Annotated in this window: 25 protein-coding genes; 12 read left to right on the top strand and 13 right to left on the bottom strand. The window is 72.4% G+C overall.

The annotated features are described in order from the left end of the window. Positions 1–48 precede the first annotated feature (48 nt). On the top strand, positions 49–1,110 hold the full coding sequence (locus tag IG86_RS0109195) for a hypothetical protein (RefSeq protein WP_030896176.1): 1,062 nt from the start codon (positions 49–51) through the stop codon (positions 1,108–1,110). A gap of 14 nt (positions 1,111–1,124) precedes the next feature. Here the strand turns inward: IG86_RS0109195 and IG86_RS0109190 are convergent, their stop codons facing one another. From IG86_RS0109190 to IG86_RS0109180, 3 genes are all read right to left on the bottom strand, one after another. After that, a complete protein-coding gene (locus IG86_RS0109190; protein ID WP_030822842.1) occupies positions 1,125–2,189 on the bottom strand; it encodes a helix-turn-helix domain-containing protein in 1,065 nt (354 codons plus the stop codon). Between the two features lie 249 nt (positions 2,190–2,438). Continuing rightward, a complete protein-coding gene (locus tag IG86_RS0109185) occupies positions 2,439–2,807 on the bottom strand; it encodes a cupin domain-containing protein (RefSeq protein ID WP_030822845.1) in 369 nt (122 codons plus the stop codon). A gap of 107 nt (positions 2,808–2,914) precedes the next feature. Then, positions 2,915–3,649, bottom strand: coding sequence for an alpha/beta hydrolase (locus IG86_RS0109180; protein WP_045936376.1), 735 nt, complete (start codon positions 3,647–3,649; stop codon positions 2,915–2,917). Between the two features lie 113 nt (positions 3,650–3,762). Here IG86_RS0109180 and IG86_RS0109175 point away from each other — a divergent pair, with 113 nt between their 5' ends. The 3 genes from IG86_RS0109175 to IG86_RS0109165 all read left to right on the top strand — a co-directional run bounded on the left by IG86_RS0109175 (position 3,763) and on the right by IG86_RS0109165 (position 6,198). Then, complete coding sequence (locus IG86_RS0109175; RefSeq protein ID WP_030663837.1) at positions 3,763–4,911, top strand: adenosine deaminase; 1,149 nt, start codon at positions 3,763–3,765, stop codon at positions 4,909–4,911. A 139-nt stretch (positions 4,912–5,050) separates the two neighbouring features. Continuing rightward, a complete protein-coding gene (locus IG86_RS0109170; protein WP_030663834.1) occupies positions 5,051–5,299 on the top strand; it encodes a hypothetical protein in 249 nt (82 codons plus the stop codon). Between the two features lie 131 nt (positions 5,300–5,430). Then, complete coding sequence (locus tag IG86_RS0109165; RefSeq protein WP_030896172.1) at positions 5,431–6,198, top strand: hypothetical protein; 768 nt, start codon at positions 5,431–5,433, stop codon at positions 6,196–6,198. Positions 6,199–6,207: 9 nt separating this feature from the next. Here the strand turns inward: IG86_RS0109165 and IG86_RS0109160 are convergent, their stop codons facing one another. The 5 genes from IG86_RS0109160 to IG86_RS0109140 form a co-directional block, all read right to left on the bottom strand. Then, on the bottom strand, positions 6,208–6,408 hold the full coding sequence (locus IG86_RS0109160; protein ID WP_030822856.1) for a PspC domain-containing protein: 201 nt from the start codon (positions 6,406–6,408) through the stop codon (positions 6,208–6,210). A 38-nt stretch (positions 6,409–6,446) separates the two neighbouring features. Further along, the gene (locus tag IG86_RS0109155; protein WP_037848419.1) at positions 6,447–7,016 is read right to left on the bottom strand and encodes a VanZ family protein; all 570 of its coding nucleotides are present in this window, start codon (positions 7,014–7,016) and stop codon (positions 6,447–6,449) included. Positions 7,017–7,112: 96 nt separating this feature from the next. After that, positions 7,113–7,760, bottom strand: coding sequence for a PH domain-containing protein (locus IG86_RS0109150; protein ID WP_030822862.1), 648 nt, complete (start codon positions 7,758–7,760; stop codon positions 7,113–7,115). 36 nt (positions 7,761–7,796) lie between these two features. Continuing rightward, entirely contained in the window at positions 7,797–8,420 is a 624-nt protein-coding gene (locus IG86_RS0109145) for a class F sortase (RefSeq protein ID WP_030896166.1), read from the bottom strand. Positions 8,421–8,494: 74 nt separating this feature from the next. After that, on the bottom strand, positions 8,495–9,463 hold the full coding sequence (locus IG86_RS0109140) for a hypothetical protein (protein WP_030822868.1): 969 nt from the start codon (positions 9,461–9,463) through the stop codon (positions 8,495–8,497). Positions 9,464–9,731: 268 nt separating this feature from the next. Between IG86_RS0109140 and deoC the strand changes: the two genes are divergently transcribed. The 3 genes from deoC to IG86_RS0109125 are packed head-to-tail and all read left to right on the top strand — an operon-like array spanning position 9,732 to position 13,025. Further along, a complete protein-coding gene (deoC, locus tag IG86_RS0109135) occupies positions 9,732–10,694 on the top strand; it encodes a deoxyribose-phosphate aldolase (protein WP_030896165.1) in 963 nt (320 codons plus the stop codon). A gap of 5 nt (positions 10,695–10,699) precedes the next feature. Next, positions 10,700–12,136, top strand: coding sequence for an aldehyde dehydrogenase family protein (locus IG86_RS0109130; RefSeq protein WP_030661561.1), 1,437 nt, complete (start codon positions 10,700–10,702; stop codon positions 12,134–12,136). Then, positions 12,129–13,025, top strand: a complete 897-nt coding sequence (locus tag IG86_RS0109125; RefSeq protein ID WP_030896163.1) for an aldehyde dehydrogenase family protein — start codon at positions 12,129–12,131, stop codon at positions 13,023–13,025. Before IG86_RS0109130 ends, IG86_RS0109125 begins: the two co-directional genes overlap by 8 nt. 284 nt (positions 13,026–13,309) lie before the next feature. On the opposite strand, the gene IG86_RS0109120 is transcribed toward IG86_RS0109125, so the two are convergent. Beyond that, complete coding sequence (locus IG86_RS0109120) at positions 13,310–13,657, bottom strand: hypothetical protein (protein WP_030822874.1); 348 nt, start codon at positions 13,655–13,657, stop codon at positions 13,310–13,312. 51 nt (positions 13,658–13,708) lie between these two features. Between IG86_RS0109120 and IG86_RS0109115 the strand changes: the two genes are divergently transcribed. Further along, positions 13,709–14,410, top strand: a complete 702-nt coding sequence (locus IG86_RS0109115; protein ID WP_045936377.1) for a uridine kinase family protein — start codon at positions 13,709–13,711, stop codon at positions 14,408–14,410. A gap of 157 nt (positions 14,411–14,567) precedes the next feature. On the opposite strand, the gene IG86_RS0109110 is transcribed toward IG86_RS0109115, so the two are convergent. After that, positions 14,568–15,266, bottom strand: a complete 699-nt coding sequence (locus IG86_RS0109110; protein WP_030661574.1) for a SigE family RNA polymerase sigma factor — start codon at positions 15,264–15,266, stop codon at positions 14,568–14,570. A gap of 200 nt (positions 15,267–15,466) precedes the next feature. Here IG86_RS0109110 and afsQ1 point away from each other — a divergent pair, with 200 nt between their 5' ends. The 3 genes from afsQ1 to IG86_RS0109095 are packed head-to-tail and all read left to right on the top strand — an operon-like array spanning position 15,467 to position 18,268. Continuing rightward, entirely contained in the window at positions 15,467–16,144 is a 678-nt protein-coding gene (gene afsQ1, locus IG86_RS0109105; protein ID WP_063754818.1) for a two-component system response regulator AfsQ1, read from the top strand. Next, on the top strand, positions 16,141–17,628 hold the full coding sequence (locus IG86_RS0109100; RefSeq protein WP_030822877.1) for a sensor histidine kinase: 1,488 nt from the start codon (positions 16,141–16,143) through the stop codon (positions 17,626–17,628). Before afsQ1 ends, IG86_RS0109100 begins: the two co-directional genes overlap by 4 nt. Then, on the top strand, positions 17,621–18,268 hold the full coding sequence (locus tag IG86_RS0109095; protein WP_045936388.1) for a hypothetical protein: 648 nt from the start codon (positions 17,621–17,623) through the stop codon (positions 18,266–18,268). The genes IG86_RS0109100 and IG86_RS0109095 overlap by 8 nt, the downstream gene beginning before the upstream one ends. Before the next feature lie 207 nt (positions 18,269–18,475). Here IG86_RS0109095 and IG86_RS0109090 read toward each other — a convergent pair whose 3' ends face one another. The 3 genes from IG86_RS0109090 to IG86_RS0109080 form a co-directional block, all read right to left on the bottom strand. Further along, on the bottom strand, positions 18,476–20,122 hold the full coding sequence (locus tag IG86_RS0109090) for a phospho-sugar mutase (protein WP_030896155.1): 1,647 nt from the start codon (positions 20,120–20,122) through the stop codon (positions 18,476–18,478). Between the two features lie 35 nt (positions 20,123–20,157). Beyond that, entirely contained in the window at positions 20,158–20,964 is an 807-nt protein-coding gene (locus tag IG86_RS0109085) for a purine-nucleoside phosphorylase (RefSeq protein WP_030661588.1), read from the bottom strand. 155 nt (positions 20,965–21,119) lie between these two features. After that, positions 21,120–21,557, bottom strand: a complete 438-nt coding sequence (locus IG86_RS0109080; protein WP_030822886.1) for a gamma-glutamylcyclotransferase family protein — start codon at positions 21,555–21,557, stop codon at positions 21,120–21,122. Between the two features lie 198 nt (positions 21,558–21,755). Here IG86_RS0109080 and IG86_RS0109075 point away from each other — a divergent pair, with 198 nt between their 5' ends. After that, complete coding sequence (locus IG86_RS0109075) at positions 21,756–23,195, top strand: NAD(P)H-quinone dehydrogenase (RefSeq protein WP_030661593.1); 1,440 nt, start codon at positions 21,756–21,758, stop codon at positions 23,193–23,195. Positions 23,196–23,204: the final 9 nt, after the last annotated feature.

Here is a 23,204-nt window from a genome sequence, read left to right as displayed (position 1 = left end):
CGCCCGGTCCGGACAATTGCCGGGTCGCCAGGTCGAGGGGGAGCTTGTTTGGACGTGTTCGTGTGCGCCGGCTGCGGTGCGGAACTGACGGCGCCGCTGGCCCGGGTCGCCCTCCCCGACCACACCTACTTCGGGGGGTGGGAGCAGCTGCACCCTCCTTTGATGGAGCCGGGGACGTACGCCGTCGACCCCTTGCCGACCGGACCGCCCTGGCGGGTCTGGGACGAGGTGGGGGAGGACCTGGCGGCCCGGCAGGGGATCTACGCCCCGGTGTACTCGGTGTCGTTCGGGGCGCGGGGCAGGGTCGTCATCGCACCCGGAGACTCCCGGGGCACGGCCTTCATCCCCGAGAAGTGCGACGGCTACTGCATGGGCGTGGACGGCCGGGACGGCCCCAACCTCGCCTGCACGGCCTGCGGGAGCGCGGTCGCGACCCGGCTGGACGACTGCGGACTGTGGCAGGCGGTGTGGCTGGAGCCCCACGCCGTGCGGCGCGCGCCCACGGGGCCGCCCGCCGGCCCGCCGCCCGGCTGGGACGACCTCGAACCGGCGTCGTACGCCGTCGCGCCCGTCGAACCCGACGGATCGTGGAGCCGCCGCTGGGAGGCCTCGGTCACCGTGGCGCTCGCACACCTGGTGGCGGCCTGCGAGGGCCGCCCGGTGGCGCTGCCCGGCCCCTTGGCCGACCTGATCGGCGACGCCCTCGCCGGCTACCTGCCCGCCGGTCCCCCCACCCTCACCCTCGGCCTGGCCGGGCCGGGGAGGCCCCCGCTCCGGCCGGGCCCCGACGTCCTCCTCGTCCCGCGCCATCCGTTCACGGGTGACCCGTGGCGGCCCCCGGGCGGCACGGCTCCCGTGGTGCCCCTGGACATCGGCGTCTGGGCGTACCTCGCCCTCCCCGGGGAGACCTCGCCGATCCCGGCGACCGGCGGGCTGCCGGAAGGAGTCCTGCGCGACGACTATCCGCTGCCGCTCCACCCCTGGCGGTCCTTCCTGCCCCACGGCCGGGCCTTCGCCCACACGCTGGCGCGCCTGCCGGCCGCCCGCGAACCGTGGCTGCGCGCCTACTACGACAGCCACCGCGGGCCGTACCAGGGGGTGCCTTGCTGATCGGCAAGACACCCCTAGGGGGTCTCCTCCGGACCCTGCGGGGCGGGCGACGCCGTGGCGGGCGGGCCCAGCAAGTAGCCCGCCTGGAAGCGGGACTTGGCGCCCACCGCACGCATGATCTCCGCGATGTGGCGCTGGCACGTGCGCTCCGACATGCCGAGGCGGCGCGCGATCACCTTGTCCTCCAGCCCCTCCGACAGCAGCCGCACGATCGTCTGGCGCAGCTCGTCCGAGATCGACCGCGCCGCCTCCGGGCTCACCGACGTCGGGAACGGCTCCGCCCCCAGCCACGAACGCTCGAAGGCCGCGGTCATGAAGTGCACGACGCTCGGCTCCCGCACCACCAGCGCCGCCCCGCTGCGGTCCGGCACCGCCATCAGCCCCGTGCGCCCGTCGAACACGAGCATCCGCATCAGCCCGTCGCCCAGCGTCCGTACCTGCGCGCCCAGCGCCGTCACCCGCTCGACGTAGGCGGCCGTGGGCCGCGAGTACCGGGCCGTGTGCTGGTAGATCGTCCGCATCCGTACCCCGCGCGCCAGCAGCGACTCGTCCCGCCCGATCGACTCCTCCAGGGTCTCCGGCGGACGGCCGCCCCCCGGCTGCGAGGTCAGCAGCTCCTGCTCGCACGCCGCCGCCAGCTCCGCGATCAGCCCCCGTACGGCGCCGAGGTCCGTGACCAGCTCCAGGCGCCCCGCGCCGCTCAGGTCCCGGTGCGCGGTCCCCGCCTCGTAGGCCGGTACGAGCGCCTCCAGCCGTCCCCGCAGCCGGTCCATCTCGTCGTGGGTCTCCCTGACGAGCAGGGCCAGCGGGGCCAGGGCGCGGGCCGCGGCCGCCCGTGGCGCCACCGCGCTCCAGCGGTCCGGTCCGCCGCCCGGCGCCCGCTGGAGCAGGTGCGCGGCGGCCAGCTCGGTGATCGCGGCGGCCGCGCGCACGCCGAGGGCCCGCGTCGCCTCGCAGGCGTCGAAGGCGTGCCGCTCGACGGCGTACGCGTACAGGCGCCGGGCGGCGGGCGTCAGCTCCCCGGGCACACCGGCTGCCCCGGCCGCCGCCCCGGACGCTCCGGTTCCCTCGGCTGACATGTGGCTATTCGTCCCGGTCTGGACCTGTTCGTAAACCCCTCGTGTTCCCGCAAGGCGGCAAGACGACGCCTGAGACGACCCATTCGGCACATGCCGAAGAGGCACAGTGGTCACACGGCGTGAAGGGGGAGCACGATCGCGCCGGGCCGTCCGGGCCATCCGACCGAGAGGGGGCGGAGCGGCGGGCAGGGACGGCCCGGCGCGACCGCCGGGAGACCCGGGGGGACGGGGGGACCCGGCCGCCAGCCGTCAGCCGGTGGGCTTCGCGTAGTCGGAGAAGCCGGTCCAGTCCAGCGTCACGCAGGGCTCGTCGCCCACCACCCAGGCGTTGTGTCCGGGGTGCACCCGCATGTAGTCGCCCGGACCGAACTCGGCGCTCTCCCCGTCGTCCATGACGACCTTCATCCGGCCGCTCACGACGTACCCGGTGTGGTCGGCCCGGCAGCTCTCCGTCCCGGCCAGCGGCTTGATGTGCTCCGACCACTTCCAGCCCGGCTCGAAGACGGCCCGGCCGACGGCCCCGTCCCCCGTGTCCACCAGGTCCAGCCTGCCCATGCCGCCGACGAAGGGCCTGCTCTCGTCCGGCTCGTCGAAGTTCCTGCGGTCCATCGCTGCCATGGCCGATCGCCTCCGGTGGGAGGGGCGGGCACCCCGAGTCCACTTCTCACGGTACGCCGCGCGGCCCGCCCCGCGGACTTCGTTGCGGCAGCGCCCCCGACCCGCCCTCACCCCCGCAGTGACCTGCCGAAGCCCGAGGCCAGCGGCATCCTCAGGCCCAGCGGCGGCGGTGCGGCCAGGGCGTCCGTGACGGGGCGCGAGTACCTGCCCGAGAAGACCGCGCCCAGGACGAAGTCCACGCCCAGCGCCACCACTTCCGCCTGGTGCTCGCGCAGTCCGTGTCCGTCCGAGTGCACCTCGAAACGGCAGGTCGAGCGGTTCGCCTTCTTCGCCCGCTCCGCCAGCCGGAAGGAGACCTCCGGGTCGCTGCGCGCGTCGTTCGTGCCGTGCACGATCAGCACCTGCCGTCCCGACAGGTGTTTCACCGGTTCAGGGGAGCCGGCGGGCGTCCCGTCCTCTAAACAAGGGGCCAGTGCCAGAACCGAGTTGACGGCCCCGTGCCCCGCCGCCCGCAGCGCTGCCAGCCCTCCCGCGTCGTAGCCGGCCAGGCACACCGGCACGTCCCCGTACCGCCGCACCGCCTCGTCGGCCGCCCACCGCGCCTGTTCCGCCCGCGAGGACTCCCCGCCGTGGATGACGGCGTGCGTGACCAGCCCGTCAGCTCCGCCCGCCCGGGCCAGCGCCCGCGCCAGCGGCCGCATGGGGCCGGGGGAGAGTCTGGACGCCCCGGGAAGCAGGAGCACCACCCCGTTGACCGGGCTTTCCGTCGGAACCGAGCCGGTTCTCGCGCCGGCCGCCCGCCCCAGGCGGGCCCCGCGCGCCGGCGGCGCATGCTGTGCCATGGCGGAACAGTCTCAGACCTTCGGGTGTACGCCATCCGTCCGCGCGGTCTCTGTTACATATCGACGCCCGGCGGGGACACGACGCTCTACGCGCGTAGGAGTAGAGTGCGCAGATGACGAGCGAGACCCCCAACCTGCCGACCCCGGATCAGATCCGTCGTTCCCCGAAGGTGCTCCTGCACGATCACCTCGACGGTGGACTGCGTCCCGGGACCATCATCGAGCTGGCCCGCGAGGTCGGTTACGAGAACCTCCCCGAGACCGACGCCGACAAGCTCGGCATCTGGTTCCGCGAGGCCGCCGACTCCGGCTCCCTCCCGCGCTACCTGGAGACGTTCGCCCACACCTGCGCGGTCATGCAGACGAAGGCGGCCCTCTTCCGCGTCGCCGCCGAGTGCGCCGAGGACCTGGCCGAGGACGGCGTCGTGTACGCCGAGATCCGCTACGCCCCCGAGCAGCACCTCGAAGCCGGCCTGACCCTCGAAGAGGTCGTCGAGGCCGTGAACGACGGCTTCCGCGAGGGCGAGCGCCGCGCCAAGGCCAACGGCCACCGCATCCGCGTCGGCGCCCTGCTGACCGCGATGCGTCACGCGGCCCGCGCCCTGGAGATCGCCGAGCTGGCCAACCGCTACCGCGACAACGGCGTGGTCGGCTTCGACATCGCCGGCGCCGAGGCCGGGTTCCCTCCCACCCGCCACCTCGACGCCTTCGAGTACCTCAAGCGCGAGAACAACCACTTCACGATCCACGCCGGTGAGGCCTTCGGCCTGCCGTCGATCTGGCAGGCCCTGCAGTGGTGCGGCGCCGACCGCCTCGGCCACGGCGTGAAGATCATCGACGACATCGAGGTCGCCGAGGACGGCTCGGTCACGCTGGGCCGCCTGGCCAGCTACGTCCGGGACAAGCGCATCCCCCTGGAGATGTGCCCGACCTCGAACCTGCAGACGGCCGCGGCCGCCTCGTACGCCGAGCACCCGATCGGTCTGCTGCGGAAGCTGCACTTCAGGCTCACGGTCAACACCGACAACCGCCTGATGAGCGGCACCAGCATGAGCCGCGAGTTCGAGCACCTGGTGGACACCTTCGGCTACACCCTCGACGACATGCAGTGGTTCACCGTCAATGCGATGAAGTCCGCGTTCATTCCTTTCGATGAACGACTGGCCATGATCAACGAGGTCATCAAGCCCGGCTATGCGGAGCTGAAGTCGGAGTGGCTGTTCCGTCAGACCGCTTCCACCAGCGGTTCCGTCTCGGCATAGGCCATGGCATGACGTACTGAAAGCGCCCGGGAGAGGCAATTTCCGGGCGCTTTCTCGTATTAAAGGATGTTTGCGGGCGAGGGTTTGAAGTGACTAGTTTGCGGAGCCGCTCAATTCCCCGTCGCAAGGAATACCTTTCATGAAGCAGTCAGCTGCCAAGTTCCTCGGTGCCGCCGCCGTCGGTGCCGCCCTCGCCGCCGTCGCCGCCGGTACCGCCTCCGCCGCCGTCCCCGCCATCGGCATCACCGATGCGCTGGGCACCGCCACCGGCGCGCTCGAGGGCGTCACCAGCCAGCAGCAGATGAAGCACGAAGAAGGACAGCCGAGCGACCCCACCGCCGCGGTCACCGGCCTGCTGGGCCCGGTCACCGGCGCCCTCAACGGCTGACGCCGACGCGACACGGACGAACGCACGCACGGCGGTCGCACGCCTCTTCGACGAGGTGTGTGTGCCGCCGTGCGGTGTGCCACGATCACCACCAACTGCCCGCCGACGCACTGGGTATGAGGTTCTCGGTCATGCGCATCAATGCACGAGCGACGCTGGTCGCGCTGGTCCCCGCACTGCTCCTCGCGGCGGTGGGCTGCAGCAGTACGAACGCCCCCGCGACGGGCAGGTCCCCCGACCCCAAGGGCTCCGAGGGCAGCGCCGCCGGCGCGCCCGGCGCCCCCGCGGCGTCCCCGGACCCGGCGGGATCCGCCTCCCCGAAGACCGGCGGCACCAAGCTGGAACGGTCCGCGCTCGCCCAGGGCGACCTGCCCGGCTACCAGATCTCCGCCCAGGGGAAGAACCCCAACGCCCCGGACGGTCAGCCGCAGGCCGACAAGAAGGCCTGCCAGCCGTTGGCCGACATCATGGGCGACAAGCCGGACCCCGCCGCGCGCGAGACCGTCAACCGGGGCATCGGATCCCAGAAGCAGATGGGGCTCGCGGTCTCCGCGTCCGTCAGCTCCTACTCCGAGAGCGACGCCAAGGCACTGATCTCCCGGCTCAAGGCCGCCGTCGCCGCCTGCGGTACGGGCTTCTCCGCCACGGTCGACAAGCAGACCGGCAGCTACCGCGAGGTCCGCGCCGCCGACTACCGCACGAGCGGCGACGAGAGCGTCAGCTGGACCACGACCGCGGCCGGCCAGGGCGTCTCGGCGCAGGTCCACCTGGTCGTCGTACGCCAGGGGGACACCGTCGTACGGCTGATGGCCCTCAACGTGGCGGCGGCCCAGCAGAAGACCCAGGTGCCGCAGGAAGTGACCGACAAGCAGCTGGAGAAGGTCCGCAAGGCCGGCTGAACGGCCCCACTACCAGGCGGTCGAGGTGGACTTCTCGTTCGGCAGCAGCACCCACAGCGCGATGTAGATCAGGAACTGCGGGCCGGGCAGCAGGCACGAGACGGCGAATACGGCGCGCATCGTGTTCGCGGAAATTCCGAAACGCCGTGCGAGTCCGGCGCAGACTCCGCCGATCCAACGGCCGTCACGGGGGCGGACCAGGGCGCTCATGAGGTTCTCCTTCGTCGGGATCGCTTTCTTGCGATGACTCAATACTCCCGCTGGACCGCGGACAGAACGTCGGTCCAGGGGCCGAGCCCGACCCTGGAAATCCTCGGGGTGTCCCCCTGATAAACGGCATGTGAGCGGCGCAGCCTGGCCCGCAGCGCCGGTACGACGGCCGCGTGCGCGATCAGTACGCCGAGGGTGTTCAGCAGCACCGAGTCCACGTCGACGACCTGGCCCGGGACCCCGCTCTGGAGCATCTCGATGCTCAGCGAGACCAGCGCGCCCGCCGCGGCGGTCCGTACCAGGGAGGACCACGCGGCCAGCCGCGACAGCCGGAGCCGCCCGCTGACCAGCGGCACCAGCACCCCCAGCGGGGCCAGCAGCGCCAGCCCCTCCCCGATCCGCCGCGTGGCCTCCAGCGGCCCCAGGGCGAGGTCGGCCCGGATCCCCTCCAGCGGGGTCAGATTGCCGGCGGCGGCCCAGGGGACGTCGAGGGGCCGCAGGGTCAGCCAGCCGACGACCAGGAGATGGGCGGCGAGCAGGACCCCGGCCAGGAGTCGGAGACGGAGGGGGATCGCGGTGGCGCCGGCGGTGCTGCCGTCGGCCTCAATACGCTGCACACCTGCGAGGACGCATCACCTGGTAGCCCCGGTTCCGCCTCGCTGGTGTGGCGGCGGGCACGAACCGTCCAGGGGCCGTCCGGCCGCTCAGCGGGTGGCGAACAGGACGATCAGCAGCAGTGCGCCGGCCACCGCGGGCGCGATGATCTCGTACGACCACTGCACGCGCACGCTGCCCTGGGCACCCGCCCGCTCGGCCCCGCGCTCGGCCATCCGCTGGAGCTCGTCGACGATGCGGTCCGCGCTGGCCCGCATCGGCTCGGCCTGGACCCGGGCCTTCTCGCCGGGGGACCGCCCGGGGGACCGCTCCTCCCGGTCGCGGAGCCCCTCGTGGCGAAGGCGCTGGCGGTTGGCCTTCTTCCGCTCGCGTAGCGAGACGGGCACGGACCACAGCTGGTACTTCGAACCCTCGGCCAGCACCTCCGCCGAGTAACCGGAGCGCACGGCGTCCACGGCGGCCCACGGCAGCTCGATGATCCGGAAGGGGTTGCGCACGCGCATCCGGTCGTCGTTGGCGAAGACGGCCGGGCGGATCGTGAACGCCACGATCAGCGGTACGACGCACAGCGCCACCGCCAGCGCGATCCAGGGGGTGTTCCCCGAGCCGCGGACCACCGCGTCCCCGCAGAGCCACGCCGTCAGCGCGAGCAGCAGCACCCCCGAGACGACGCCCATGGAGGAGCGGTAGACCCGGTCGTCGTAGACCGGTTCATCGGTCGGCTGCTGGCTGCTCATGGGGTCGATTCTGCCCCACTGCGCCGCCCGGGCGTATCAGCCCACGAGATCGGCGTACAGGATGATGTTGTCGGGGCGGTGGCCGTCCGTGATCTCGCCGCCGCAGGTGATGACGCGCAGCTCCGGGCGGGGGGTGTCGCCGTACACCTTGGCGGTCGGGAAGCGGTCCTTGGCGACCTGCTCCAGCTCGCGGACGCGGAAGACGGCGGTGCTGCCGTCGGCGCGGGAGACCGTGATCTCCTCGCCGGTGCGGACCCGCGAGACGTCCTTGAGCACGGCCGGGCCGCGGGCGGTGTCGAAGTGGCCGATCAGCACGGCGGGTCCGGTCTCACCGGGCGTGACGCCCTTCGTGTACCAGCCGATCTTGTCCCCGTCGGCCACGGAGGGCACCTCGACGGTGCCGTCGGCGGCCAGCCCCAGTTTCAGCACCGGTGAGGCGTCCACACCGGCTGCGGGGATCCTCACGCGAACGGGCTCGGACGCGGGCAGCGGGGCGGCCGGGGCGTGGGTCGCGGGGGCGGTGGTGGGCGTGACGGCGGGCGGGGCGGCGGAGGGGGAGGCCGCCCCGGGCGCGGGCGCGCCGGCGGTGGCCGCGCCGCAGCCGGTCAGGGCGGCGGCCAGGAGGACGGCGGCGAGCAGCGGGCGGACGCGGTGGGCCATGGAGTGCTCCGGGAGCGGCGGGCCACCGCATCGGTGGCCCGCCGGAGGAGGGCAGGGGGTCAGGGACGGGGGCGTCAGTCGCGGGTGGCGCGGCGGCGGCGCAGGACCACGCTGGCGGCCAGCGCGCCGAAGGCGGCGACCAGGGCGGCGCCGGCCGTCATGGTGGCGGTGTCGACGGTGTCCGCGGCGGTCTCGACCGGGAGTTCGACGCCCGCGGCGACCGGGCCCTTCGGGACCACCGCCGTCTGGCCCGCGGTCTGCGGCTTCACCGGAGCGGGGGTGGAGGCGGGGGTGGTGGGCTTCGTCACCGGCTTGTCGTCGCTGAACGCGTAGCTCGGCTTGCACCCCTCGGGGAAGGCGGGGAACGCGACCCGGCCGACCGTGTCGTTGCCGCCCTGCGTCTTCCACTCGAAGACGGGCTTGGCGCCGCTCGGGTTCACGATCCGGGCGATGAAGCCGGCGGACTCGGGCAGCGAGGGGTGGGTGCGGTCCAGCTGGGCGAAGCCGCGGCCGCCGTCGCCGGCCTCGAAGAGCAGCACCTTCGGGCCCAGCTCGGAGAGGTACAGCTCGGCCGACATGCCCGCGCCTATCTCCTGCCCCACCGGACCGACCCGGCAGTCCGTGCTGGCCTCGCCCGCCGGCAGCGGGTAGGACTTGGCGCTGCCGTCCGCGGCGGTGACGACGAGGACGGGACGGGCGCTCGCGGCCTTGGTGAGTTCGAGGTCGAGGCCCTTGGCCTTGTCGTGGGGCAGGGTCCGGTCCAGCTTCGTCACGACGCGGACCATGTAGTCGTCGCCCGGCTTCCAGTGGGGGCCGACCTCGCGGATCCACGCCTCGGGGCCCTCCGCCTTGTTGCGCAGCACCGCGACCAGGCCCTCCCCGATGTAGACGGGCTCGCCCTCGTAGCGGCTGTTGTCCGAGGCCGGGGCCGAGGCGGACTGCGGGGCCGTGGCGGGCGCAGCGAACGCGGCGCCCGCGGCCGGGACGAGCATCGCGCCGGCGAGGGCGACGGTGACGAGGGAGGTGCGGAGGGCGGTACGCATAACGACTCCTTGAAGCGTCGATGAGGAGAGCGGAGGAGAGCCGCATGCCGCGTTGTCTCTGTTCGGTCTGGTTCACCGGGTCAGGTGTGGCGGGCTGCTGGGGACAAATCTATGGATCTTGTGCGGGCGGACGATCCGCCTCCTGTCATGGTCGCGTAACGGGCAAACGGGTGTCGGTGTGGAGGTGTCGATTCCATAGCGGATCGGCCAGAACCGGGCGAGGGGGGTGACAGGTCGCTACGCGCGTAGATATGCTCATCTGGTGACCATGCCCACCACCCTCACCGCATTCGCTGACGTGACGACGTCCGACAGTGCGCTGCGCCGCTTCCTGCACGGGCTGCCCGGCGTCGACGCTGTCGGCCTGGAGGCCCGCGCGGCCTCCCTCGGCACCCGTTCGATCAAGACGACGGCCAAGGCGTACGCCATCGACCTGGCCATCTCGATGATCGACCTGACGACGCTGGAAGGCGCGGACACCCCGGGCAAGGTCCGGGCGCTCTCCGCCAAGGCCGTCAACCCCGATCCGACCGACCGCACGACCCCGATGACGGCCGCCGTCTGCGTCTACCCCGACATGGTGGCCACCGCCAAGGCCGCGCTGAACGGCGCCGACGTCAAGGTCGCCTCCGTCGCCACCGCCTTCCCGGCCGGCCGCGCCGCCCTGCCCGTCAAGCTCGCGGACACCCGCGACGCCGTCGCCGCCGGCGCCGACGAGATCGACATGGTCATCGACCGTGGCGCCTTCCTCGCCGGCCGCTACCTGGAGACGTACGAGCTGATCAAGGCCGTCAAGGAGGCCTGCGTCCGCCCCGACGGCAGCGCCGCCCGCCTGAAGGTCATCTTCGAGACCGGCGAACTGTCGACCTACGACAACATCCGCCGCGCCTCCTGGATCGGCATGCTCGCGGGCGCCGACTTCATCAAGACGTCGACCGGCAAGGTGGGCGTGAACGCCACCCCCGCCAACACCCTGCTCATGCTCGAAGCCGTCCGCGACTTCAAGGCGCAGACTGGAATCCAGATCGGCGTGAAGCCGGCCGGCGGCATCCGCACCACCAAGGACGCGATCAAGTTCCTGGTCCTGGTCAACGAGACCGTGGGCGAGGACTGGCTGAGCAACACCTGGTTCCGCTTCGGCGCCTCCAGCCTGCTCAACGACCTGCTGATGCAGCGCCAGAAGCTGAGCACCGGCCGTTACTCCGGTCCCGACTACGTGACGGTGGACTGATCACCATGGCATCCCTCTTCGAGTACGCACCGGCTCCCGAGTCCCGCTCGGTCGTCGACATCGCCCCCTCCTACGGGCTCTTCATCGACGGCGAGTTCACCGACGCCGCCGACGGCAAGGTCTTCAAGACCGTCTCGCCCAGCAGCGAGGAGGTCCTGTCCGAGGTCGCCCAGGCCGGCGCCGCCGACGTGGACCGCGCCGTCAAGGCCGCCCGCAAGGCCTTCGAGAAGTGGTCCGCGCTGCCGGGCTCCGAGCGGGCCAAGTACCTCTTCCGCATCGCCCGGATCATCCAGGAGCGCAGCCGCGAGCTCGCCGTCCTGGAGACCCTGGACAACGGCAAGCCGATCAAGGAGACCCGCGACGCGGACCTCCCGCTGGTCGCCGCGCACTTCTTCTACTACGCGGGCTGGGCCGACAAGCTCGACCACGCGGGCTACGGCGCGAACCCGCGCCCGCTCGGCGTCGCCGGCCAGGTCATCCCGTGGAACTTCCCGCTGCTGATGCTCGCCTGGAAGATCGCCCCGGCGCTCGCCACCGGCAACACGGTCGTCCTGAAGCCCGCCGAGACCACCCCGCTCTCCGCGCTCTTCTTCGCGGACATCTGCCGCCAGGCGGGCCTGCCCAAGGGCGTCGTCAACATCCTCACCGGATACGGCGACGCGGGCGCGGCCCTCGTCGAGCACCCGGACGTCAACAAGGTCGCCTTCACCGGCTCCACCGCGGTCGGCAAGGCCATCGCCCGCTCGATCGCCGGCACCGACAAGAAGGTCACCCTGGAGCTGGGCGGCAAGGGCGCCAACATCGTCTTCGACGACGCCCCCATCGACCAGGCCGTCGAAGGCATCGTCAACGGCATCTTCTTCAACCAGGGCCAGGTCTGCTGCGCGGGCTCCCGCCTCCTCGTCCAGGAGTCGATCCACGACGAGCTGCTGGACTCCCTCAAGCGCCGCCTCTCCACGCTGCGCCTGGGCGACCCGCTCGACAAGAACACCGACATCGGCGCGATCAACTCCGCCGAGCAGCTCGCCCGGATCACCGCCCTCGCGGACACCGGCGAGGCCGAGGGCGCCGAGCGCTGGTCCCCGGCGTGCGAGCTGCCGTCCGCCGGCTACTGGTTCGCCCCGACGCTCTTCAGCAACGTCACCCAGGCGCACACCGTCGCCCGCGACGAGATCTTCGGCCCGGTGCTGTCCGTACTGACCTTCCGCACGCCCGACGAGGCCGTCGCCAAGGCCAACAACAGCCAGTACGGGCTCTCCGCCGGCATCTGGACGGAGAAGGGCTCGCGCATCCTCGCGGTCGCGAACCAGCTCCGCGCCGGTGTGGTGTGGGCCAACACGTTCAACAAGTTCGACCCGACCTCGCCCTTCGGCGGCTACAAGGAATCGGGCTTCGGCCGCGAAGGCGGCCGCCACGGTCTGGAGGCCTACCTCGATGTCTGAGTCCTCTGTGCGTCTGAACGTCTTCAAGACCTACAAGCTGTACGTCGGGGGCAAGTTCCCCCGTTCCGAGAGCGGCCGGGTGTACGAGGTGAGCGACTCCAAGGGCAAGTGGCTGGCCAACGCCCCGCTGTCCTCCCGCAAGGACGCCCGTGACGCGGTCGTCGCGGCCCGCAAGGCCTTCGGCGGCTGGTCCGGCGCCACCGCCTACAACCGCGGCCAGATCCTCTACCGCATCGCCGAGATGCTGGAGGGCCGCCGCGAGCAGTTCGTCCGCGAGGTCGGCGAGGCCGAGGGCCTGTCCAAGTCGAAGGCGGCCGCCGTCGTCGACGCCGCCATCGACCGATGGGTCTGGTACGCGGGCTGGACCGACAAGATCGGCCAGCTCGTGGGCGGGGCCAACCCGGTCGCGGGCCCGTTCTTCAACCTCTCCACCCCGGAGCCGACCGGTGTCGTCACGGTCGTCGCCCCGCAGGACTCCTCGTTCCTGGGCCTGGTCTGCGTGATCGCCCCGGTGATCGCGACGGGCAACACCGCCGTCGTCATCGCCAGCGAGAAGTCCCCGCTGCCCGCCCTCTCCCTGGGCGAGGTGCTCGCCACCTCCGACCTGCCCGGCGGCGTGGTCAACATCCTGTCCGGCAAGGCCGACGAGATGGGCCCGCACCTGGCCTCCCACCAGGACGTCAACGCGATCGACCTGGCCGGCGCCGGCCCCGTCCTGGCCAAGGAGCTGGAGATCGCCGCGGCCGACAACCTCAAGCGCGTCCTGCGTCCACAGCCTGTGGACGACTGGAACGCCGACCCGGGCACGTCGCGCATGACGGCGTTCCTGGAGACCAAGACCGTCTGGCACCCCACCGGGTCGCTGGGCGCGGGCGGCTCGTCCTACTAGACGCGCCCCCTACGAGACCGGCCCCGGCAGCGTCCCCCGCGCTGCCGGGGCCTCTCGCGTTTTTTGGGGCTCGGTTCGCCTCCGGCGGCGCTGCTGCCGGCTCCAGGCGGGCGTGCGTCCTCGAAACCGCTCGTCCTCCCCTTTTCCCGGGCTCGGTTCGCCTCCGGCGGCGCTGCTGCCGGCTCCAGGCGGGCGTACGTCCTCGAAACCGCTCGTTCCTCACGGTTCCTCCGGGCGCTCGCCCGCCTTCGCCGGCGCGCCGCCTTCGGCTCACTCGCCGGGGCTCAGCGGGGGGCCAGGGGGCCCAGGAGGGACGAGACCGCCGCCGTGGGGAGTTCGCCGACCGACGGGCCCTGGGTGAGGATCCCCGTGACCGCTGTCGTGCCCACCGCCGGGAAGTCCGCGACCTTGGTGGCGACCCCGTTGTCCAGCGGGTCCACACCGGTGTGGGCCAGCGGGTTCACCTTGAGGTTCGCGATCGGGTCCGTGACCCCCGCCAGGGCCGCCGGAACGTCCAGCTCACCGGCCTGCGCACCCCCCGCCGCCATCGCCAGCGCGGCGCCGGCCATGGAGAGGGTCAGACCCGCGCTGCGGAGCCGGTTCGGTGCCGAAGGGGCTGCGTGACGTGCCATGAGGATCCCGCCTGTGGTCGTAGTCGCGTGCGCACGCAGCGTAGTGGAGGTGTGTTCCTGGACACCAACCGGTCACCGGGAGGATCCCCTACCCGGGGGAATGGTTCAGACTGGTGTCCCGTGAGCTCTTCCTCTCCTTCGCCGACCCGGGTCGTCCTGCTGACCGGTCCGTCGGGCTCCGGCAAATCCTCCCTGGCCGCCCGCTCCGGGCTCCCCGTGCTGCGCCTCGACGACTTCTACAAGGAGTGCGAGGACCCCACCCTCCCGCTGGTGGAGGGCAGCTCCGACATCGACTGGGACTCCCCGCTCTCGTGGGACGCCGACACCGCCGTCGCCGCGATCGCCGAACTGTGCGCGTCGGGACGCACGGACGTGCCGGTGTACGACATCTCCACCAGCTCCCGCACCGGCTGGGACACCCTCGACATCGCGCGCACCCCGCTGTTCATCGCGGAGGGCATCTTCGCCGCGGACGTCGCCGCCCGCTGTCAGGAACTCGGCCTCCTCGCCGACGCCATCTGCCTGCGCGGCCGCCCCTCGACGACCTTCCGCCGCCGGCTGGCCCGCGATCTGCGCGAGGGCCGCAAGTCCGTGCCGTTCCTGCTGCGCAGGGGTCTGCGGCTGATGCGCGCCGAACGCGGCATCGTCGCCCGCCACGTCGCCCTCGGCGCACACGCCTGCGGCCGCGACGAGGCCCTGGGCCGCCTGGCCGCGGCCGCCGCGGGCCGCCACCGCACGACGACCCCGGCCTGATCGCCGAGAGCGGCCCCGTGAACTGCTGACCCGCGGACGTGAAAAGGCGGGATCAGGCGGACCCCCGGCCCCTTGATCCCGCCTCTTCTCCCCCCAACGGCCCCCGTCCCACCCCCGCAGGACGGGCCCCCCGGCCCGATGGTCCATGTGGGTCGCGTTACGCGACCAGCTCCTCGAAGGACTCCGCCTCGTCGCGGCCGAAGCTCAGCGACTCGTCCTCCCGCAGGCGCCGCAGCGAGCGCCAGATGCTCGACTTCACCGTGCCGACGCTGATCCCGAGGATCTCCGCGATCTCCGGGTCCGTACGGCCCTCGTAGTAGCGCAGCACCAGCATCGTGCGCTGCGGCTCCGGGATCCGGGTCAGCGCCTGCCACAGCACCGCGCGCAGCTCCGTACCGCGCATCGCGTCCGTGTCCGACGCCGTCTCCGGCAGCTCCTCCGTCGGGTACTCGTTCAGCTTCCGCCGACGCCACGCGCTGATGTGGAGGTTCGTCATCGTGCGGCGCAGGTACCCGCCGACCGCCGCCTTGTCGCTGATCCGGTCCCAGGCGCGGTATGTGGAGAACAGTGCGCTCTGCAGCAGGTCCTCGGCCTCGTAACGGTCACCGGTCAGGTGGAAGGCCGTGGCGTACAGGGCGGCCCGCCGCTCCTGGACGTACGCCGTGAACTCCGCCTCCGACGTGGAGGACGGGGTCTGCTGCTGGGCGGGAACCGCCTGGTACTGGTTTGCGTCAATGGCTACGACGTGGGCCGGCCGGGGCCGGGCGACCGCCACCGTACGGACACCCGTCCGGCGGTTCACATCGTGCAGCCGCGTGACAACCGCGCTGGTGCTGGTGCTGTGCAGCGTGTTCATCTCGCGCCCCCCGTCGTGGAGTGTCTCTGCTTCGGATCGCTGTGCGTTGACAAGAAGACTGCCCGGCCGACTTAACCGGGGTGTCCGTCGACTGTCACAGCACTGTCACAGCGACCATCGGAAGGACGTCGGCGGACTCCCGCAGGATCTCGTCCACCTGACGGTCGAACTCCCGACGGGCTATGGGACAGAATGAGCCCGTGCCTTTCCTGTTGCTGATCGAGGACGACGACGCCATCCGCACGGCCCTCGAACTCTCCCTGTCTCGCCAGGGCCACCGTGTGGCCACCGCGGCGACGGGCGAGGACGGCCTCAAACTGCTCCGCGAGCAGCGGCCGGATCTGATCGTGCTGGACGTGATGCTGCCCGGGATCGACGGTTTCGAGGTGTGCCGGCGGATCCGCCGTACCGACCAACTGCCGATCATCCTGCTCACCGCGCGCAGCGACGACATCGACGTGGTCGTCGGCCTGGAGTCCGGAGCCGACGACTACGTGGTCAAGCCCGTCCAGGGGCGGGTCCTCGACGCCCGCATCCGGGCCGTGCTGCGCCGCGGCGAACGCGAGTCGAGCGACTCGGCGAGCTTCGGCTCCCTCGTCATCGACCGGGCCGCCATGACGGTGACGAAGAACGGCGAGGACCTCCAGCTCACGCCGACCGAGCTGCGGCTGCTCCTCGAACTGAGCCGCCGGCCCGGACAGGCCCTCTCCCGCCAGCAGCTGCTGCGCCTGGTCTGGGAGCACGACTACCTCGGCGACTCGCGGCTCGTGGACGCCTGCGTCCAGCGGCTGCGCGCCAAGGTCGAGGACGTGCCCTCCTCACCCACCCTCATCCGTACGGTCCGGGGCGTCGGATACCGCCTGGACTCCCCGCAGTGATCCGGTCGTTGCTCGCGGGCCGGCGCTGGACCAGCCTGCGGCTGCGGCTCCTCGTGGTCTTCGCGCTGGTCGCCCTGACGGCCGCCGTGTCCGCGTCCGGGATCGCCTACTGGCTCAACCGCGAGGCCGTGCTGACCCGTGTCCAGGAGGCCGCCCTCGGCGACTTCCGGCAGGAGATGCAGAACCGTGCCGCCGCGCTGCCCGCCGACCCCACGCCCGAGGAGCTGCAGCGCACCGCCGAGCTGATGGCGGGCAGCAGCCCCGGCTACAGCGTGCTGCTCGTGCAGGAGGGCAAGGACAACCGTCAGATGTACGGCGCGGCCGGGCCCGACAACTTCCGGCTCGCGGACGTGCCGAAGTCCCTGCAGAACGCCGTGAACGACCGGCAGAAGACGACCGCGGCCAACGATGCCGAATACCACGTGTACTGGCAGCGGACGAAGCCGCGCGGCAACCCCTACCTGGTCGGCGGAACGCGGATCGTGGGCGGCGGGCCGACCGGTTACATGTACAAGTCCCTCGCCCAGGAACGGGACGACCTGAACGCGCTCGCCTGGTCGTTGACCATCGCCACCGGCCTCGCGTTGCTCGGCTCCGCGCTGCTCGCGCAGGCCGCGGCCCGTACCGTGCTCAAGCCCGTACAGCGGCTCGGGGACGCGGCGCGGCGGCTCGGCGAGGGCGAACTGGACCACCGGCTCGACGTGTCGGGCACGGACGAACTCGCCGACCTGTCCCACACTTTCAACAAGACGGCCGAGGCGCTGGAGAAGAAGGTCGCCGACATGAGCGCGCGGGAGGAGGCCAGCCGGCGCTTCGTCGCGGACATGTCGCACGAGCTGCGCACCCCGCTGACGGCGCTGACGGCGGTCGCCGAAGTGCTGGAGGAAGAGGTCGAGGACCTCGATCCGATGATCGCACCGGCGGTCGGCCTGGTGGTCAGCGAGACCCGCCGGCTGAACATCCTGGTCGAGAACCTGATGGAGGTCACCCGTTTCGACGCGGGTACGGCCAAGCTGGTCCTGGACGACGTCAACGTCGCCGACCAGGTCACGGCCTGCATCGACGCCCGGGCCTGGCTCGACGCGGTCGAACTCGACGCCGAGCGGGACATCACGGTGCGGCTCGACCCGCGCCGCCTCGACGTCATCCTGGCCAACCTGATCGGCAACGCGCTCAAGCACGGCGGATCGCCGGTGCGGGTCTCGGTGACCGTGGAAGGTGACTGGCTGGTGATCGCGGTCCAGGACAACGGGCCGGGCATCCCCGAGGAGGTCCTGCCGCACGTCTTCGACCGCTTCTACAAGGCGAGCGCGTCGCGGCCGAAGTCGGACGGGAGCGGGCTCGGCCTGTCGATCGCCGTGGAGAACGCGCACATCCACGGCGGTGACATCACCGCGGCCAACGTGCCGGGTGGCGGGGCGCTGTTCACCCTGCGGCTGCCGGTGGACGTGGGAAAGGCGATCAGTGGTGACCTGGATGCGTAGGGCCCTGCCGGTGGTACCGGCCGTACTGGTCCCGCTCGTCGGGATGGCGCTGCTCGCGACGGCGGGCTGCGGGATCCGGGCGACGACCGTGCCCGTGGACGTGGGCGCGGCGCCGTCGCGCGTCTCGTGCGACACCCCGGCGCAGCCGGGCGGGCAGAGCGGCGCGCCGGGCTTCCCGGCCACGGTGGAGCTGGTCTGCGGTTCGCAGCTGGTGGGTGTGGAGCGACTGGTCGCGATGCCGGAGAAGGGCACCGTACGGGATCCCGTCACGCAGGCCGCGCAGGCGCTGCTGGAGACGCTGGAGCGGACGCCGAGCGCGGAGGAGCGGGACGCCGGCTTCACGACCGGGGTCCCGGCCGGGCTGACGGCGGGCGCCCCGAAGGCGGGCGACCCGGCGGGCACGGTACGGCTCAGCCGCAAGCCGGAGGACCTGCCGCCGGTGGCGCTGTCACAGATCGTGTGCACCCTGGCGGGCAGCGAGACGGTGTCGGCCGGGCCGGGCCCGGTGGTCCTGGGCGGGCCGGACGCCGATCCGCCGCGGGCGTGGGAGTGCACGGACGCGGTCCGCTCCCGTCCGGAGTCGGTCCCGACGCTGGGCGAGATCGTCCGGCCGACGGCGTCCCCGTCCGCCGGACGCTGAGCCCGGCGCCGCGGGTCCGGGCGGAGCCCGGGAAACGGCGAAAGGGCGGGGCGGGGGAGAAGCTCCGCGCAGCGGCCCGGATACGCCGACGGCCCCCCGAGCCGGTGCTCAGGGGGCCGGGGGAAGCGGGTGGCCAGGCCCCGCCGGACGGGGCGGGAGCCTGGCCGGGCGGGGCCGGAGCCCCGGACCCGGTCCGGTGCCGACGGGTCAGAGGCCCATCGCCGCCGCGAGGTCCTTCTTGACCGCGTCCAGGACTTCCTGGCCGGTCACGCGGGCGGCCGCGAGGTCGGAGGCCTCGGCCACCGGGACCACGACCTCCAGGTAGCACTTCAGCTTCGGCTCCGTGCCGGACGGCCGCGCGATGACACGGGCCTTGTACGCGCCGTCCAGGTAGTACCGCAGGCCGTCCGTCGGCGGCAGCGACTCCGTGCCCTTCGCCAGGTCCTCCGCCGAGACCACCCGCAGGCCCGCCAGCGAGACCGGCGGCTCCGCCCGCAGCGCGGCCATCGCCGAGGCGATCACCGACAGGTCCGAGACGCGGACCGACAGCTGGTCGGTGGCGTGCAGGCCGTGGGCCATCGCCAGGTCGTCCAGCAGGTCGCTCAGCGTGCGGCCCTGCTCCTTGAGCTCGGAGGCCAGTTCGGCGACCAGCAGGGCGGCGGTCACGCCGTCCTTGTCGCGGACGCCCTCGGGGTCCACGCAGTAGCCGAGCGCCTCCTCGTAGCCGTAGCGCAGGCCCTCGACGCGGGCGATCCACTTGAAGCCCGTGAGGGTCTCCTCGTGGCCGACGCCCGCCGCCTCCGCGATCCGGCCCAGGAGGCTGGAGGAGACGATGGACTCGGCGAAGACGCCGGTCGCGCCCTTGTGGACCAGGTGCGCCGCGAGCAGCGCGCCGACCTCGTCGCCGCGCAGCATCCGCCAGCCGTCCGCGGTGGGGACGGCCACCGCGCAACGGTCCGCGTCGGGGTCGTTCGCGATCACGATGTCGGGCTGGACCTCGGCGGCCCTGGCGAAGGCCAGGTCCATCGCGCCCGGCTCCTCCGGGTTGGGGAACGCCACCGTCGGGAAGGCCGGGTCCGGTTCGGCCTGCTCGGCGACCAGGACCGGCTCCGGGAAGCCGTGCCGGGCGAAGGCCGCCATGACGACGTCCTTGCCGACACCGTGCATGGCCGTGTAGACGGTCCGCACGCCCCGGGGGGAGCCGGGGGTCAGGACGGCGTCGGTACGGGCCAGGTAGGCCTCCAGGACCTCGTCGCCGAGGTCCTCCCAGCCGGACTCCGGGCGGGGCACCGAGGCGAGCGTGTCGACGCGGGCGATCTCCGCCGCGATCTCCGTGTCCGCCGGGGAGACGATCTGCGAGCCGTCGCCGAGGTAGACCTTGTAGCCGTTGTCCCGGGGCGGGTTGTGGCTCGCGGTCACCTCGACGCCGGCGACGGCGCCCAGGTGCCTTATGGCGTACGCGAGGACGGGCGTGGGCAGCGGGCGGGGCAGGACGGCCGCGCGCAGGCCGGCGCCGGTCATGACGGCCGCGGTGTCGCGGGCGAAGTCCGCCGACTTGTAGCGGGCGTCGTAGCCGACGACGACCAGGCCGCCGGCGTGGCCCTGGGCCTTCAGGTAGGCCGCGAGGCCCGCCGCGGCCCGGATGACCACGCTGCGGTTCATCCGCATCGGGCCCGCGCCGATCTCACCGCGCAGACCGGCGGTGCCGAACTGGAGGGTGCCGGAGAAACGGTCGGTCAGTTCCGCCGTGTCGCCGGCCCCGATCAGCCCGGCGAGCTCGGCCGCCGTCTCCGGGTCGGGGTCCTCCGCCAGCCAGGCCTGCGCCCGGGTGATCAGGTCGTCCTGTTCCTGCACTACTTCCGCCTTACCTCTCGTACGGTCCCGGGGCCTCAGATGCGGGCGAGGACCTGGGTCAGCAGCTTGCCCATGCGCGCGGCCGAGTCACGGCCGGCCTGGAGGACCTCTTCGTGGTTCAGCGGCTCGCCGGAGATGCCCGCCGCCAGGTTCGTGACCAGGGAGATGCCGAGCACCTCGGCGCCGGCCTCACGGGCGGCGATGGCCTCCAGCACGGTGGACATGCCGACGAGGTCGGCGCCCATCACGCGGATCATGTTGATCTCGGCCGGGGTCTCGTAGTGCGGGCCGGGGAACTGGACGTAGACGCCCTCCTCCAGGGAGGGGTCGATCTCCTTGCACAGCGCGCGCAGCTCGGGCGAGTACAGGTTCGTCAGGTCCACGAAGTTCGCGCCGATGATCGGCGAGGTGGCCGTCATGTTGATGTGGTCGCTGATCAGGACCGGCTGGCCGGGCTGCATGCCCTCGCGCAGACCACCGCAGCCGTTGGTCAGCACGACGGTCTTGCAGCCCGCGGCGACGGCGGTGCGGACACCGTGGGCGACGGCGGCGACGCCACGGCCCTCGTAGTAGTGGGTGCGGCCGAGGAAGACCAGCGCGCGCTTGTCGCCGATCTTGTACGAGCGGACCTTGCCGCCGTGTCCTTCGACGGCGGCCGGGGGGAACCCGGGCAGCTCGGTGACGAGGAACTCGGCCTCGGGGGCGCCCAGGGCCTCGGCGGCCGGGGCCCAGCCGGAGCCCATGACGAGGGCGACATCGTGGGTCTCGGCACCGGTGAGCTCCCGCAGGCGGGCGGCTGCGGCGTCGGCGGCGGCGGTGGGATCGGTAACAGATGCGTTCACGCAGACGAGCGTAGCCGCTCATTGCCTACGCGCGTAGATGGCACAGCTCACCATGCTCGGATCGTTGTCTTGTCGTTTCCGACCAAATGTCCGCCGTGACCCACCGTGACCTGCGGTGACCGGCGGGCGTCGGCCGCGGGAGCCCCGCGCCGGGGTCAGCAGGGGCGCTTGCGCAGCTCCATCACGTAGTCGTGCGGGGCGCCCGCGGACTCGGCCGCGTCGGCGATCTCGCCCAGGTAGCGCGCCGAGGGCAGGCCGCCCTCGTAGCCGTTGAGCACGTAGCACCAGGCGGCCTCCTCGCCGTCCAGCGTGTGCACCCGGATCCGCATGCGCCGGTAGATGTCGAGCCCGACGCCCTCCCAGCGGTCCATCGAGTCCTCGTCCAGCGGGGCGATGTCGTACAGGGCGACGAAGACCTGGTGGCGCGGCGCCTCGACGATCGTGGCGAGGGAGCCCTCCCAGCCCATCTGCTCGCCGCCGAAGGTCAGCCGCCAGTCGTTGATCCAGCCCGTGCCGCGCAGCGGCGAATGGGGAGCGCGGCGCGTCATCAGCCGCGGGTCGAGGTTGCCGGCGTACGCGGCGTAGAGCGACATGAGGTCGAGGGTACGGGAGGGGTGGCCGTGGAGGTGTGCCAGGCGGGGGTACACCCGGACGGAGTCCCCGGCGGGGACCGGGCGCGAAGCACCTTGAAGCGTGCGGGACAATGGAGCACGGAATGCATCCCCCGGGGAGGACCCCCCGGACGCCGGCCGGGGCGGCAGCCGGCCGGGTAGACGTGAGGCGGACTTTTCGTGACCCGGATCGTGATCATCGGCGGCGGACCCGGCGGGTATGAGGCAGCGCTGGTCGGCGCCCAGCTCGGCGCGGAGGTGACCGTCGTGGACTGCGACGGCCTGGGCGGGGCCTCGGTCCTCACCGACTGCGTACCTTCCAAGACCCTGATCGCGACCGCCGAGGTGATGACCACCTTCGACTCCTCCTACGAGGAGCTGGGGATCATCGTCGCCGACGACACCCCGCACATCGAGCAGGCGGCGCGCGTGGTCGGCGTGGACCTCGGCAAGGTGAACCGGCGTGTCAAGCGGCTCGCGCTCGCCCAGTCGCACGACATCACCGCCTCCGTCACGCGGGCCGGCGCCAAGGTCATGCGCGGCCGCGGCAAGCTGGGCGGCCCGCAGGGCATCGACGGCACCCGGGACGTCATCGTCACCGCCGCCGACGGCACCGAGACGATCCTGACGGCCGACGCCGTCCTCATCGCCACCGGCGGCACCCCGCGCGAGATCCCCGACGCCCAGCCCGACGGCGAGCGCATCCTGAACTGGACCCAGGTCTACGACCTGGAGGAGCTCCCCGAGGAGCTCATCGTGGTCGGCTCCGGTGTGACCGGCGCCGAGTTCGCCGGCGCGTACCAGGCGCTCGGCTCCCGGGTGACCCTGGTGTCCTCCCGCGACCGCGTGCTGCCGGGCGAGGACCCCGACGCGGCCGCCGTCCTGGAGGACGTCTTCCGGCGCCGCGGCATGAACGTCGTCGGGCGCTCGCGCGCCGAGTCCGCCAAGCGGGTCGGCGACCGGGTCGAGGTCACCCTCTCCGACGGCCGGGTGCTGACCGGCAGCCACTGCCTGATGGCGGTCGGCGCGATCCCGAACACGCAGAACATGAACCTGGAGGAGTCCGGAGTCCGGCTCAAGGACTCCGGGCACATCTGGACCGACAAGGTCTCGCGCACCTCCGCGCCGGGCGTCTACGCGGCCGGTGACGTCACGGGCGTCTTCGCGCTCGCGTCCGTCGCGGCCATGCAGGGGCGCATCGCGATGTACCACTTCCTCGGCGACGCGGTGGCCCCGCTGAACCTGAAGACGGTGTCCTCGAACGTCTTCACCGACCCCGAGATCGCCACCGTCGGCTACACCCAGGCGGACGTGGACGCCGGCAAGATCGACGCCCGTGTCGTGAAGCTCCCCCTGCTGCGCAACCCGCGCGCCAAGATGCAGGGCATCAGGGACGGCTTCGTGAAGATGTTCTGCCGCCCGGGCACCGGCATCGTGGTGGGCGGCGTGGTCGTCTCCCCGCGTGCGAGCGAACTCATCCACCCGATCTCGATCGCCGTCGACAACAATCTGACGGTCGAGCAGATCGCAAACGCGTTCACCGTGTACCCCTCGCTGTCGGGGTCGATCGCCGAGGTGGCCCGCCAGCTGCACACCCGGAAGGCCGGCGGGGAGGCGTAGGCTCCGCTA

The sequence above is a fragment of the Streptomyces virginiae genome, from assembly GCF_000720455.1.
GTDB lineage: Bacteria > Actinomycetota > Actinomycetes > Streptomycetales > Streptomycetaceae > Streptomyces > Streptomyces virginiae.
Note: the sequence above shows the minus strand (reverse complement) of the source record. Positions and strands in the feature narration are given on the sequence as shown.

Bases quoted from the DNA above. Each gene is read 5' to 3' on its own strand.
- IG86_RS0109190 (WP_030822842.1), bottom strand. From the start codon at position 2,189: ATGTCAGCCGAGGGAACCGGAGCGTCCGGGGCGGCGGCCGGGGCAGCC.
- IG86_RS0109185 (WP_030822845.1), bottom strand. From the start codon at position 2,807: ATGGCAGCGATGGACCGCAGGAACTTCGACGAGCCGGACGAGAGCAGG.
- IG86_RS0109180 (WP_045936376.1), bottom strand. From the start codon at position 3,649: ATGGCACAGCATGCGCCGCCGGCGCGCGGGGCCCGCCTGGGGCGGGCG.
- IG86_RS0109175 (WP_030663837.1), top strand. From the start codon at position 3,763: ATGACGAGCGAGACCCCCAACCTGCCGACCCCGGATCAGATCCGTCGT.
- IG86_RS0109170 (WP_030663834.1), top strand. From the start codon at position 5,051: ATGAAGCAGTCAGCTGCCAAGTTCCTCGGTGCCGCCGCCGTCGGTGCC.
- IG86_RS0109165 (WP_030896172.1), top strand. From the start codon at position 5,431: ATGCGCATCAATGCACGAGCGACGCTGGTCGCGCTGGTCCCCGCACTG.
- IG86_RS0109160 (WP_030822856.1), bottom strand. From the start codon at position 6,408: ATGAGCGCCCTGGTCCGCCCCCGTGACGGCCGTTGGATCGGCGGAGTC.
- IG86_RS0109150 (WP_030822862.1), bottom strand. From the start codon at position 7,760: ATGAGCAGCCAGCAGCCGACCGATGAACCGGTCTACGACGACCGGGTC.
- IG86_RS0109145 (WP_030896166.1), bottom strand. From the start codon at position 8,420: ATGGCCCACCGCGTCCGCCCGCTGCTCGCCGCCGTCCTCCTGGCCGCC.
- IG86_RS0109140 (WP_030822868.1), bottom strand. From the start codon at position 9,463: ATGCGTACCGCCCTCCGCACCTCCCTCGTCACCGTCGCCCTCGCCGGC.
- deoC (WP_030896165.1), top strand. From the start codon at position 9,732: ATGCCCACCACCCTCACCGCATTCGCTGACGTGACGACGTCCGACAGT.
- IG86_RS0109130 (WP_030661561.1), top strand. From the start codon at position 10,700: ATGGCATCCCTCTTCGAGTACGCACCGGCTCCCGAGTCCCGCTCGGTC.
- IG86_RS0109125 (WP_030896163.1), top strand. From the start codon at position 12,129: ATGTCTGAGTCCTCTGTGCGTCTGAACGTCTTCAAGACCTACAAGCTG.
- IG86_RS0109120 (WP_030822874.1), bottom strand. From the start codon at position 13,657: ATGGCACGTCACGCAGCCCCTTCGGCACCGAACCGGCTCCGCAGCGCG.
- IG86_RS0109110 (WP_030661574.1), bottom strand. From the start codon at position 15,266: ATGAACACGCTGCACAGCACCAGCACCAGCGCGGTTGTCACGCGGCTG.
- IG86_RS0109095 (WP_045936388.1), top strand. From the start codon at position 17,621: ATGCGTAGGGCCCTGCCGGTGGTACCGGCCGTACTGGTCCCGCTCGTC.
- IG86_RS0109080 (WP_030822886.1), bottom strand. From the start codon at position 21,557: ATGTCGCTCTACGCCGCGTACGCCGGCAACCTCGACCCGCGGCTGATG.